Below are 13,470 nucleotides of genomic sequence, written 5' to 3'. Positions count from 1 at the left end.
TTAAGTGAAGAGCAGATTTATATGAGCGCAGATACTAACCCGCCCGTCATCCGTCTTCAGGACTATACCGCGCCCGCCTATCGGCTGCGCCATGTGGAGATGGTGTTTGACCTGGATCCGGAAAGCACCCTGGTCACCACCACAATGGCCGTCACCCGGCTGGCCGGAATGGAGGTGCCACTGGAACTGGACGGTGACAGGGACATGGCGCTGGTATCGGTCTGGCTCGACAACCGCGAACTGCCGGACGGGCGCTATGAGCTGACTGAAGAAAGCCTGACCTTGCGCGATCTGCCAGAAGAATTTGAGCTTCAGATTCAGACCAGCATCAATCCCAAGGCTAACACCAAGCTGGAAGGGCTTTACCAGTCGAACGGCATGTTCTGCACCCAATGTGAAGCGGAAGGCTTCCGACGGATCACGTTCTTCCCGGACCGCCCGGACGTGATGACCACCTACCGGGTGACAATCCGCGCGCCCAAGGCCGACTATCCGGTGCTGCTGTCCAATGGCAATAACGTGGAAAATGGTGATCTGCCCGATGGCCGTCATTATGCGGTCTGGGACGACCCTTTCCCGAAACCCTCTTACCTATTTGCCCTAGTGGCGGGTGACTTGGCCATGATGGAGGACAGATTCACCACCATGGGTGATCGTGACGTCACCTTGAGGATCTTTGTCGAACATGGCAACGAGAGCCGCTGCGCTTATGCCATGGATTCGCTCATCCGCTCGATGAAATGGGACGAAGAGCGATTTGGCCTGGAATATGACCTGGATATTTTCAACATCGTCGCCGTTTCCGATTTCAACATGGGCGCGATGGAAAATAAGAGCCTCAATATCTTCAATGCCAAATACATCCTGGCCGATCCGGAAACCGCGACGGACGCTGATTTCGCATTGGTCGAAGGCATTGTGGCACATGAATATTTCCATAACTGGACCGGCAACCGTGTCACCTGCCGAGACTGGTTCCAACTCAGCCTGAAGGAAGGCCTGACCGTCTTCCGCGACCAGGAATTTTCCGGAGACCAGCGTTCCCATGCCGTGCAGCGGATCGAGGATGTCCGTATGCTGCGCGCGCGCCAGTTCCCGGAGGATGCAGGCCCTCTATCACACCCTGTGCGCCCGGACAGCTATATCGAGATTAATAACTTCTATACCGCCACTGTTTATGAAAAAGGTGCCGAAGTCATCCGTATGATGCATTCTATTCTGGGCGAGGACGGTTTCCAGAGGGGCATGAAGCTCTATTTCGAGCGCCATGACGGCCAGGCCGTCACCTGTGATGATTTCACCGCTGCCATGAGCGATGCCAATGATATGGATCTCTCCCATTTCAAACTTTGGTATTCCCAGTCAGGCACCCCGTTGGTCACCGTTTCCGAACATTATGACGAAACCGCCAAAACCTTCCGCATCCGGGTGCGCCAGGAAACCCGACCGACCCCGGGCCAGGAAAAAAAGCAACCGCTCTATATCCCCCTACGTACCGCCCTGATCGGTCAGGATGGCCAGGATTTGAGCTGCCGGTTTGATGGGGTGGAGGCGCGAGAACATGTGCTGACCCTGACCAAGGCGGAACAGGATTTTGTTTTTGAGGGGGTCGGGGAGAAACCGATTCTTTCCATCAACCGCGGTTTTTCCGCCCCCGTGATTTTGAAATCCGACGCGGGACACCCGGAAAAGGCCTTCCAAATGGCACATGATGCCGATCCGTTCAATCGCTGGAATGCCGGTCAGGATTACGGCGTCAGCCTGATTTTGGAAATGGTCGAAACTCTGCAAAACGGCGGCAAGCCGGATGTTGACCCCGCTTTCCTGGATGCCATGGGCCGTATCGCGCGTGATCAGGCAATCGATCCTGCCTTCAAAGCCCTGGCCCTGACCCTGCCGTCTGAAGATTATGTCGCTGAACAGATGCAAGTCGTTGACGTGGAGGCCATTCATGGGGCCAGGGAACATCTGCGCCGGGCCATCGGCACCGCTCACCGGGACCAGTTCCAGCATCTCTACGAAACCCACCGTCTGGAAGACGGTAGATTTGATCCCGGCGCGGAAGCGGCCGGCCATCGTGCGCTGCGTTCCGTCGCACTTGGCTATCTTGGCAGCGCCGATGGCGACACGGCCGCCCCGGTGTTGAAATCCCATTTCGATCAGGCCGACAACATGACCGATGCCATGGCCGCTTTGCGGTATCTGACGGATATGGATGTGCCGGAACGTGCCAGCTGTCTCACAGCATTCGAAGAGCGCTGGAAGGGTAACCAGCAGGTGATGGATAAATGGTTCGGTATCCAGGCCATGTCGGCGCGGCAAAACACCCTGGATGACGTGCGTGGCCTGATGGAGCATCCCGCCTTCACCATGAAAAACCCGAACCGGGTCCGCTCCCTGATCGGGGCGTTTTGTATCGGTAATCCACTCCATTTCCATGTACAGGACGGCAGCGGTTATGATTTCCTGGCTGAACAGGTCATCGCGCTCGACAAGATCAATCCACAGGTTGCCGCCCGCCTTATGGGGCCGCTCGGTCAGTGGCGACGGTTCGACAGTGGGCATCAGGAAAAGATGAAGGCCGCCATCAGCCATGTTCTGGAATCCGGAGAATTGAGCAAGGATGTCTACGAGATCGCCAGTAAGTCGCTTGCCGGTTAAAATCCGGGCGGTGACCAGACAAAAAAGAAGCCCCGCCAAACCGGCGGGGCTTTTTTAGTTACTGAGTCGGCTTTGCCTGTTCAGGCGCCGCGTCAGGCTTTTTCTTTAGCTGCCTCTTTCGCCACTTTACCGGACGCGCCCCAAACACGCCTTTTCTCGCGCGCCAGTCCAATGATGATGCTCACACACATCAGGACCAGGACGATAGCAAAGGGGAACCCGGTGGCAATGGCCGCCGCCTGCAACGAGGCGAGCCCGCCCCCCAGCAGCAACGCAATCGCGATCAGGCCTTCAATCACACACCAGAAAACACGCTGGCGGGTCGGTGCATCCACCTTGCCCCCGGCGGTGATGGTGTCGATCACCAGCGAGCCGGAATCGGACGAGGTTACGAAGAAGACAATCACCAGAACGATACCGACCAGAGACGCAATCTGAGTCATCGGCAGCTGATCCAGCATCTTGAACAGAGACAATTCCGGGGTCCAGGCTGCAATGGTCTCGGTCACACCCTGATAGCCATCATTGACGATTTGGTCGATGGCAGTGCCGCCGAAGACCGTCATCCAGAGGATGCTGACCAGGGTCGGAATGATCAGAACGCAGGTGATGAATTCCCGGACGGTCCGGCCACGGGACACACGGGCGATGAACATGCCGACAAACGGTGACCAGGAAATCCACCAGGCCCAATAAAAGGTGGTCCAGCCCTGCATGAAGCTTTCGTCTTCGCGATCGATCCAGTTAGACAGAGCTGGCAGATGCTCCAGATAGGCCACGGTATTGTTGAAGAAGCCTGCGACAATATCGAGCGTCGGCCCCACAGCAATGATGAAGATCAGCAGCACAGCCGCCAGCACCATATTGATCTCGGACAGGCGTTTCACACCCGCTTCAAGGCCTGCCACGACAGAAATCAGCGCAACAGCCGTGATACCGATGATGAGAGCAACCTTGGTATAATCAGTGGATTCAATACCAAACAGGTAGCTCAGACCGGCACCGGCTTGTTCCGCGCCCAGGCCCAGCGAGGTTGCCAGACCAAACAGGGTCGCAAACACAGCCAGGATATCAACGATATGACCGAACCAGCCCCAGGCGGCTTTACCCACCAGCGGATAAAACGCTGCGCGGATGGTCAGCGGCAAGCCCCGGTTATAACAGAAGAAGGCCAGCGCCAGCGCCACAACAGCGTAGATCGCCCAGGGATGCAGCCCCCAATGGAAGATGGTTGCCGCCATGCCGACTTCACGCGCCAGCTCCGTATTCGCCGGATCAACACCCAGCGGCGGATTTTGCATGTGATAGACCGGCTCCAGCACGCCATAAAACATCAGGCCGATCCCCATACCGGCCGCGAACAGCATCGCAAACCAACCGGCATAGGAATAATCAGGTTTCGCATCCTGGCCGCCCAGGCGAATTTTGCCATAGGGTGAGACGATCAGAAACAAACAGACAAGAACGAAGATATTGCCCGCGATCATGAATACCCAATCAAAATTGTTGGTCAGGTACGGGCGCAGATCGCCGAACATCTTGGCGGCGTCTTCTTTAAAGATCAGGGCAAAAAGAACAAATAAGACGGTCACAAGACCGGAAAGAAAGAATACGGGGTTATGGACGTCGAAACCGAATTTCTCGACATTATCCTGCCCCACGACATATTCAGGACGTTTTTCATCACTCATATGCTGAGTAACCTCCACTGTTTCCTGAAGGGAGAGCGACTCGCCTTCAAGAGGATCCAATTTTGACTCAGTCTGAAACAGCAGGCTTGCCCGCCGGATAAGACGGACAGCGGGTCGATAAGACCCAGGAAAATTTCCTATCAAGACCTCTGCAGCTTCCCAGCCGGTATTTTTTTATACGTTAATTTGTGTCGGCACCGGCTGCCGACATAACGGCGGACAAGATGAAGAATGGACCCGGTCCAGACTTTGGCCGTGACGACATGTGACAAAAAAATTACGCCATAATCATGCTAACGGCATTCTCACTAAAAATTTAAGGGTGTTTCAGCGCTCGTTGGCTAAATATGATGTCAGAACAATAAAGGGTGCTGGAAAAATCATGGTCGAAAACATCAATGCGGATATCTGTGTCATCGGTGCAGGCAGCGGCGGCCTTTCTGTCGCGGCCGGCGCCTCCCAAATGGGGGCCAATGTCGTTCTGGTCGAGCGGGATCTTATGGGGGGCGATTGTTTGAATTTCGGCTGTGTCCCGTCAAAAGCGTTGCTTGCCGCAGCCCATAGGGCACAGGATATTCGCGAAGCCGACATGTTCGGGATCCGATCCGCCGATCCCGCCATTGATATGCAGGCGGTCCATGATCATGTCCGTTCCGTGATCGATGGCATTGCCCCCCATGATTCGGTCGAGCGCTTTGAAGGTTTGGGTGTCCGGGTGGTCCAGGCTCCCGGCCGGTTCCTCAGCGGCCACGAGATCGCCGCGGGTGATTTTCGCATCCAGGCGAAGTATTTTGTCATCGCCACCGGTTCCTCCGCGATGGTCCCGCCGATTCCGGGCCTGAAAGACACCCCCTATTTCACCAATGAAACCATTTTCAACGTCACCGAAAGGATCGACCATCTGCTGGTGGTGGGGGGCGGACCGATCGGTGCCGAATTGGCCCAGGCCCACAGGCGTCTCGGGGCCAAAGTGACTCTGATCGAGATGGATCGCTTCATGGGCAAGGATGATCCGGAAGCCGCCGACATCGTGCGCCGGAAACTCATTTCTGAAGGGGTTTCGATCCACGAGAAAACCAGCGTTGTCGGCAGCAGTCAAAATGGTGATATCATCCAGCTTTCCATCAGCCGGGACGGTCAGACGCAATCCCTGGAAGGCAGCCATCTTTTGATTGCCGCCGGGCGCAAGGCCAATGTGGAGAGCCTGGATCTGGACCGGGCCAATGTGAAATTCTCACCGCGCGGGATCAATGTCGACGAGCGCCTGCGTACCAGCAACAAACATATTTATGCCATCGGCGATGTGACCGGCGGTTATCAGTTCACCCATATGGCGGGTTATGATGCCGGCATTGTCATTCGCAACATTCTTTTCAAACTGCCCGCCAAGGTTTCCCATAATGCTGTCCCCTGGGTCAGCTATACCGACCCGGAACTGGCCCAGGTCGGGTTGACGGAGCAACAGGCTATTCAAAAGCTGGGATCCGGCAAAGTCACGATTTTACGTTGGAGCTATGGTGAAAATGACCGGGCACGGGCGGAAAAGGCAACTGACGGCTTCGCAAAGGTGCTGACCGATCCAAAAGGCCGGATCCTGGGGGCGACCATTGTCGGCAAACAGGCCGGAGAACTGATCTCTCTTTGGACCCTCGCGATCCAGCAGAAGATGAAAATCGGTGCCATGGCGGGGCTGATCATTCCCTATCCCACATTAAGCGAAGTCTCGAAACGGGCCGCAGGCAGTTATTACACACCGAAACTCTTTTCGGAGCGCATGCGGAAGATTGTCCGTTTCCTGTTGAAATTCTGATCATCCGGCCGGTTATCAGGCGGGACGCAACTCCGGAAGTTTTTTCTCTTCCCAATAGCGCCGCCGGTCAGCCGGCAGATCCAGGGGCTTCGAACTAAGGTCTTTGGCAATCTTGTCCGCCGGGCCGCGCATTTCCATCACCAGGGCGACCCGGCGCGAAACTTTATATAATTGCACTTCTTCATCGAAGGCAGATTCGTCATCCTGGTCCGCAAGCTCCGCCAAACGGCTTGCCTGACTTTTCAATTCCCAAACCATGGCATTCTTGAGATAGGGGTAAGCCCCGATCACCTTCTCCTTGGAGAAACGCGCATTATTCTGGAAGAAGGTATCAATATATTCCAAATTGAACGGGTAACGACGATAGATCATCTGCGTCAGAATGATCCCGATTTCCAGGGGATCGGTTTCCTCATCCCTGAAAATCTTGCACAGGGTATCGGTCAGGGCCGCCCCTGGTTTCGTGTCGCCGCTGGGCTTGAAAATCTCATATTCAACCGACTTGTAGAGCATATCGATCCGTGCAGGATCAATCTTTTCGACAAAATCACCCAACAGTGCAAAATCGGTTTCATCCAGGCGGACGACCGGCGGCTCTTCCAGGCGGCTTGCAGCATCATGGAATGCCTGCTCGACGGCTAGATATTTCTTGCCGTCCTTTGCCCGGGATTTAAGATTTTTATCCTCGCCTTTGAACAGCTTGGAAAAGGCACCTTGCTTTTCAGACGATTCCTTATGTTCCGAGATCACCTTTTTCGCCTTGCCCAGCTGTTGTGGAAATTCACGGACAATCATTGCGCTTTTGGACAGGAATTCATGAAACTCCTCCGCGCCGTCGCTTTCCAGGAACTTCTTCAGGCTCTGCTCACGCGATGTTTCGTCCGACAATTTGCCAAGTTTCAGTTTGGCGGTTTTTGCATGCAATTCAAAACTGGTGGCCATCGCCTCGATATTGCGATCCATGTGCGGCAACACCAATTTCGGAAAAAACCGGTCCAGGAAGACCTTGGCAAAAGCGTCACTCAACAGGAAATTCTTTTTGTCATTCTCGGTTACCATCAATTGCAGCTTGCTGTTCAGCAGATCCATCACATAAGGGGTGAACCAACTGGTAAAGACACCGCCAAACCCATCCGGTGATTGAGCCTTGCCATCGCCTGTCGCTGAAGCCGAACTCAGATATGCCTCGGGCACAGACAATTTGTGTTTTTCAATTTCATCGATGCCCAGATTGGTCATGCGCGCCTGGGCAAAGGCGTAATTCAGGGTATCTCGATCCGCCGCCCAGATTTCATCCGCTCCTTCCCGGTCATAAATCGGCAGCAGTGAATTGAAATTCTCCTCACGGGCCTGATGAAAGGCTTCTTCCTCCAACCCCCGGATTTTCTGGGTCAGCCAGATATTGAACAGGATTCGCAACTGATTGGGATGAATAGAGGCCGATAATTCATCATCCTCCAGGGCGAGGCGCCGCATATGCATGATCACCGCGACCGGAAAGACCATCATCAGATTGTTGACGCCAATAATCGCGCTTTCAAACCCGCTATCCTGCAATGTCGCTTCCAGGCTGAGATCCAGCTGGGCCAGGATCGGCCGTATTTTATCCGTGTAAATTTTGCGCACAGCCCCGGACGGCATACTGTCTGCGATGGGATTTTCATCCTGTGCGAGAGGACTGAGCACTCGGCAAAGATCCGTGACCCGGGCCTGAACAAAACTGTTTTCCAAGATTTCCCGATCCCGTTCCCGCTGGTTTTCGGCATAGTTCTCCGAAAGCGGCGGTAATAGTTGTTCGAAGCGGTCATGCCGGGCCATTTCATTTACCGCCGGGTTCATCTGGAGGATTTTCCGAGTCAAAAGCACATTGAAAATCACGCGCAAACTGTTGGCGCTCAGGTAATTCAGAATATGGTCATCCTGCAAGGTTTCCCGACGCAGCCCCAAGGTCTGCGCGATGGAACAGGGACCTGCAGCCATTATCAGCTTCAAAGCAACGGAATCAAAGTCCGGCCCCAAAATCTGGAAGTCGCAGTTTTCAACGCGGCTATTCGCCCCCATCGGAAATTTCCCCAACGCCTCTGGTTAGATTTCTCACAAGTTAACAGGCAAGCATCACCAAACGGTTAACGATCCGCATCGTCCCAATAGGCCAATGATGACTTTTTCTTGAGCCCGGTTGGCGGCATGAATTGCCATCAAGGGGTCAGGCCATCTCATTTTTGCCCGGTTGAAACTGCCTCCTTAGAAAAACTGCAATGGTAATTTGTTGATTCACCTTCGATTCTTCCTTTGGCACGAATCCTGCGAGTCGGATTGCGGAGCACAGGAGAGAGACCATGAAGCTGGTAAACCTATTTACCAATATTATCGGCGGCGCCGAGGGCTACAAAGCCCAGCTGCCGCCACCGCCGGGTGTGCCTGCAAACCCGTTGGAACCATTCCCGGCCCCCGCTCATGAAGATGCCGACATCATCACCATGAGCCAAGAAGCCGCTTTTATCCTGGCGGCCAAGGAATTTGATCCGACCAAGATGAGCCCGTCCCAGAATCAGCGGCTGGCGGATCTGCTGTTTGATGCAGATGCCATAAGTTATCATGATTACGATATTCTGATGAGTGCCCCTAAAAGCCGGTCGAACCAGTCCAGAAATCTGCCGCGCAACTATCTAGCGGACTGGCAAATGCAGTTAGCAGGCAGCATGGGCAGCAACAATTTCACCGCTGTCAATAATGCCACGCGCGCGCTGACCCTGCTGGGCCGGGTATCCACCCTGCGCGAGGACATGGCCTGACAAACTGATCCGCAAAAATAGGATCTGCCCGCCATTGCGATGGCACCGTCGCACCGCCAATCCTTTCAAGATATAAAACTGTCCTGATTCCCCTGGCCGGGGTGAAAAACTCCGGCCGGGGCAATTCCCTTGTTGGCGCTTGGGCAAATCACCATGTAATCTCTAAGACATCGGTGGAAATCAAAAAGCTAACCGCCGGGCGGATCAGGGCAGGAGTTCCGATATGGACGGATCATCAAATACTGTACCGAACCCAGACCATAGTGACGCGCTTGAGTCAGCCGTTGTCCGCTTTGCCGGCGATTCCGGTGACGGCATGCAACTGACCGGCGGGCAGTTCACCCTGGCGACCGCAGTTGCCGGGAATGACCTGGCCACTTTTCCAGACTTCCCGGCGGAAATCAGGGCCCCCGTCGGCACCACCTATGGCGTTTCCGCCTTCCAGATTCATTTCGGTGCCCGAAAGATCCGTACCATCGGTGATATGGTGGATGTGCTGGTGGTAATGAATCCCGCCGCCCTAATCACCAATCTCAACGATCTGCGCCGTGGCGGCCTGATCATCGCCGATGCCGGATCCTTTACCGACCGTAACCTGCGCAAGGCTGGATATGAGGCCAATCCGCTGGAAGATGGCAGCCTGGATGCTTATCGGATCATTCCGCTCGATATCCAGAAACTGACCCAGGATGCGGTCGCGGATTGCAATATTTCCAACAAGGAAGCCCTGCGCACGAAAAACCTCTGGTCCCTGGGCCTGGTGCTCTGGATGTTTGAGCGCGATACCGGAACAACACTTCGCTGGCTGGAGGAAAAATTCGCCGGCAAAGCCGACATCCTGGCTGCCAACAAAGCCGCATTGAAGGCCGGGCACGCTTTTGGTGAAACGGCAGAGATCTCTGCCGAATTACCACTTTATCATGTGCCGCCAGCCGACATCCCGCCGGGCCTCTACCGCAATATCACCGGGGCGGAAGCTCTCGCTTGGGGCCTGACCGCCGGATGCCGGATGGCCGATCTGGGCATGACTTTCTGTTCCTATCCGATCACCCCTGCCTCTCAGCTTCTCCATGTGCTTTCAAAGATGCGTGACCATGACGTGCTGACCTTCCAGGCCGAGGATGAGATCGCCGCCGCCTGTGCCGCGATCGGCGCGTCCTATGCTGGCAAGATGGGGGTTACCTCCAGTTCCGGCCCCGGCATCGCTTTGAAAACCGAGGCACTGGGCTTGGCCATTGCCACCGAACTGCCGCTTGTTGTTGTCAATGCCCAAAGGGGCGGCCCCTCGACCGGCCTGCCGACCAAAACCGAGCAATCGGATCTGTTTCAGGCGGTTTTCGGCCGCAACAGTGATGCCCCCATGCCGGTGCTGGCCGCCAGGACCGCTTCCGATTGTTTTGATGTGGCCATCGAGGCGGTACGCCTGGCCACCAAATACATGACCCCAGTCATGCTGTTAACCGACGGCTATCTGCAAAATGCTTCCGAACCCTGGCGCATTCCGGACCTGGAAAAGGATTACGAGCATTTTGCCAAGGAACGGATCGTGACCGAAGTCACCGATTTCCATCCCTACGACCGGGACGGGGAAACGCTCGCCCGGCCGTGGGCCGTGCCCGGCACCCCCGGATTGATGCACCGGATCGGCGGGATCGAACGGGCGGATGTCACCGGCAATATTTCCTATGATCCGGATAATCACCAAAAAATGACCGATTTCCGGCGCAACAAGATCCTTGGCATCGCCGATGACATCGCGCCTCAGGAAATCTGCCGCGGGCCAGAGCAAGGCGTGCTTGCGATCCTGGGCTGGGGGTCCACCTTCGGACCGATCCATCGGGCCGTCGGCAACATGAATGAAACCGGCCTGGCCGTCTCGCACATTCATCTGCGCCATATTTGGCCCCTTCCGGCCAATCTTGCCGATATCCTGGATCGTTTCGATCATGTTCTGATCCCGGAAATGAATGACGGCCAGCTGTTTAAATTCCTGCGCGCGGAATTGTTACTGGAAGCAACCAGCCTCAGGAAGGTCACCGGCAAACCTTTCAAGGTGCATGAGATCGAAACCGCCGCGGCCGCCCTGCTGGAAGGATCCGACGATGAATGAAACCAGCCCGATGAAACCGCTCGGCCCCAAGGATTTCGCCACCGACCAGGATGTGCGCTGGTGCCCCGGCTGTGGTGACTATGCGATCCTGAAAGGTGTGCAGAAAACACTGGCCGATATCGGGGCCAGGCCGGAAAACACTGTCTTTATTTCCGGTATCGGCTGTGCCGCGCGATTTCCCTATTACATGAAGACCTATGGCTTCCACACCATCCACGGACGCGCGGCGGCGGTGGCAACCGGTGTCAAGCTGGCCAATCCGGATCTGGATCTCTGGATTGTCGGGGGCGACGGGGATTCCCTATCCATTGGCGCCAACCATCTGTTTCACCTGCTTCGGCGCAATGTGGATGTGCAATATTTGCTGTTCAACAATGAGATTTACGGCCTGACAAAGGGGCAGTATTCACCGACATCCCGCGCGGGCCTGCGCACGCCATCCTCGCCTGCCGGTGCGATGGAACAACCGGCCCATGCCATTCCCTTTGCGTTGGGGGCCGGCGCGCGGTTTGTGGCGCGCGGCGGCGATGTGCGGATCAAGGAGTTGAGCGAGACGCTGAAACGCGCCCACGCGCATAAAGGGGCCAGTTTCGTCGAAATCCTGCAAAACTGCATCGTCTATAATGATGGTGCCTTTGGCCATATTATGGACAAGGACAAGGCCGATGACGCCCAGATCCATCTGGAAAACGGTCAGCCCATGCGCTTTGGCAGGGAAGCAAAGAAAGGCCTGCGCCTGAAACCCGGGAAATTACAATTGGAAGCCGTTACGATCGGTGAAAACGGTGTGACCGAAGCCGACATCCTGATCCATGATGAAACCGACCGGGTCATGGCAGGGATGTTGGCCGCCATGGAAGGCCCTGACTTACCCGTGGCCATGGGCGTGATCTATTGTGCCCCCACTGCAGCCTTCGACCAGCAGATTGCCGACGTCATGGGCAGGAGAAATCCCAGCATTAAAAAATTACAAAATTTGATAGAGGCTGGCCATACCTGGACCGTCGGCTAGGTGGGATACGCTGCCCTAGTCAGCCTCGCCTGACAGCGCCTTATCCAGTTCCGCCTCAAGCTTTTTAATATCTTCCGGCACTGGCAGGCCTTCGGCGCGCATGGTGGAGATCATCTGACGCAGTCGCATCTGGATTTCATGGATGTCTTCCGGTTCGCCCTGCATTTCATTGATCAACAGTGCGATCTCCGCGTTATAATCCACTTCATCCATAGCTCAGCCTCACTTTACAGTTCAATATCAATCCTCTGGCGGGATGAAGTCATCATAACACCACTCACCGGCTTGACCATATGCTCTATATCAAATCGGCGGACCTGCCGTAAATTTTCTTCACAACCCGCACCATTGGTCCGTTACACATCTTTCAATTGCCTGGCGTGGCGACAATCGCTATACAAAGATCACTGACAGTTTTGGATGGAGATCATGGATAAACCGCTGGAACAGTGCCGCGTGGCCGTTTTACTGCCTTGCTATAATGAAGAAGGTGCGATCGGCAAGGTTGTGCAGCAATTCAGGACCGTCCTCCCCAACGCACAGATCTATGTCTTTGACAATAATTCCAAGGACAATTCGGTTGAGGAAGCCCGTGCAGCCGGGGCCGTCGTCCGGCGTGAAGGCATGCAGGGCAAAGGCTATGTGGTCCGTTCCATGTTCGTCCAGATCGATGCCGATTATTACCTGATGGCCGATGGCGATGCCACCTATGACGCCGAGAGCGCGCCCAAACTTCTCTCCGCGCTGCATGATGACGGCGTGGATATGGTGGTGGGCTGCCGTGAATCGGTTGAAGGCCAGGAGACCTACCGGTCCGGTCATCGCTTCGGCAATTGGGCCCTGACCAGCACGGCGCGCTATTTCTTCGGCCGCGGCTTTACCGACATGCTGTCCGGCTATCGCGGTTTTTCCCGCCGGTTTGTGAAATCTTTCCCGGTCATGTCCGCCGGTTTTGAAATCGAAACTGAAATGACCATCCATGCGCTCAGCCTCAACCTGCCGACCAAAGAGATTGTAACCCCTTATTTCGAGCGTGCGGAAGGAACCGAATCCAAACTCAGCACCTACAGGGACGGCTGGCGCATCCTGATGACCATGGTCCGGCTGTTCAAGGATTACCGCCCCATGGCTTTCTTTTCGATCATCGCCCTGATCCTGGCCATGATCTCGGGACTGACCGCGCTACCGGTGATCCTGGAATATCTGGAAACCGGCCTGGTGCCGCGGATCCCGACCGCGATCCTGGCGTCCGGTATCGGCATTTGTGCTTTGCTTAGCCTGACCAGCGGGTTTATCCTGGACTCGGTCGCCAAACAGCGCCTGGAAATGAAACGTCTGGCCCATCTGACAATATCCAGTCAGGGCTGAAGACACACCGAACGGGGCAATAT

Annotated in this window: 9 protein-coding genes; 6 read left to right on the top strand and 3 right to left on the bottom strand. The window is 55.4% G+C overall.

Annotation, left to right across the window (positions count from 1 at the left end; all coding sequences use genetic code 11):
• Window positions 1-21: 21 nt before the first annotated feature.
• Complete coding sequence (gene pepN, locus DFP90_RS16635) at window positions 22-2,661, top strand: aminopeptidase N (RefSeq protein WP_115937783.1); 2,640 nt, start codon at window positions 22-24, stop codon at window positions 2,659-2,661.
• A 92-nt stretch (window positions 2,662-2,753) separates the two neighbouring features.
• On the opposite strand, the gene DFP90_RS16630 is transcribed toward pepN, so the two are convergent.
• Window positions 2,754-4,352 (bottom strand): BCCT family transporter, encoded by a 1,599-nt coding sequence (locus DFP90_RS16630; RefSeq protein ID WP_115937651.1) that lies wholly within the window; start codon window positions 4,350-4,352, stop codon window positions 2,754-2,756.
• A 382-nt stretch (window positions 4,353-4,734) separates the two neighbouring features.
• On the opposite strand from DFP90_RS16630, the gene DFP90_RS16625 reads away from it, so the two are divergent.
• Window positions 4,735-6,162, top strand: a complete 1,428-nt coding sequence (locus tag DFP90_RS16625; RefSeq protein ID WP_115937650.1) for a dihydrolipoyl dehydrogenase family protein — start codon at window positions 4,735-4,737, stop codon at window positions 6,160-6,162.
• A 15-nt stretch (window positions 6,163-6,177) separates the two neighbouring features.
• Here DFP90_RS16625 and DFP90_RS16620 read toward each other — a convergent pair whose 3' ends face one another.
• Window positions 6,178-8,223 carry a hypothetical protein gene (locus DFP90_RS16620; protein WP_115937649.1) on the bottom strand — a complete coding sequence of 682 codons (2,046 nt, stop codon included), beginning with the start codon at window positions 8,221-8,223 and terminating at the stop codon, window positions 6,178-6,180.
• Between the two features lie 278 nt (window positions 8,224-8,501).
• On the opposite strand from DFP90_RS16620, the gene DFP90_RS16615 reads away from it, so the two are divergent.
• The 3 genes from DFP90_RS16615 (at window position 8,502) to DFP90_RS16605 (ending at window position 12,079) form a co-directional block, all read left to right on the top strand.
• Window positions 8,502-8,957, top strand: coding sequence for a hypothetical protein (locus DFP90_RS16615; RefSeq protein WP_115937648.1), 456 nt, complete (start codon window positions 8,502-8,504; stop codon window positions 8,955-8,957).
• A 223-nt stretch (window positions 8,958-9,180) separates the two neighbouring features.
• Entirely contained in the window at window positions 9,181-11,067 is a 1,887-nt protein-coding gene (locus DFP90_RS16610) for a 2-oxoacid:acceptor oxidoreductase subunit alpha (RefSeq protein WP_115937647.1), read from the top strand.
• Window positions 11,060-12,079 carry a 2-oxoacid:ferredoxin oxidoreductase subunit beta gene (locus tag DFP90_RS16605; RefSeq protein WP_115937646.1) on the top strand — a complete coding sequence of 340 codons (1,020 nt, stop codon included), beginning with the start codon at window positions 11,060-11,062 and terminating at the stop codon, window positions 12,077-12,079. The genes DFP90_RS16610 and DFP90_RS16605 overlap by 8 nt, the downstream gene beginning before the upstream one ends.
• Before the next feature lie 15 nt (window positions 12,080-12,094).
• Here the strand turns inward: DFP90_RS16605 and DFP90_RS16600 are convergent, their stop codons facing one another.
• Window positions 12,095-12,292: a hypothetical protein gene (locus tag DFP90_RS16600; protein ID WP_115937645.1), complete on the bottom strand. Its 198-nt coding sequence runs from the start codon at window positions 12,290-12,292 to the stop codon at window positions 12,095-12,097.
• A 216-nt stretch (window positions 12,293-12,508) separates the two neighbouring features.
• On the opposite strand from DFP90_RS16600, the gene DFP90_RS16595 reads away from it, so the two are divergent.
• Window positions 12,509-13,447: a glycosyltransferase family 2 protein gene (locus DFP90_RS16595; protein ID WP_115937782.1), complete on the top strand. Its 939-nt coding sequence runs from the start codon at window positions 12,509-12,511 to the stop codon at window positions 13,445-13,447.
• Window positions 13,448-13,470: the final 23 nt, after the last annotated feature.

The sequence above is a fragment of the Aestuariispira insulae genome (assembly GCF_003385955.1).
Classification (GTDB): Bacteria; Pseudomonadota; Alphaproteobacteria; order UBA8366; family Aestuariispiraceae; genus Aestuariispira; species Aestuariispira insulae.
The sequence above is the reverse complement of the archived record's forward strand: the minus strand, read 5'-3'. Positions and strand labels throughout refer to the sequence as shown.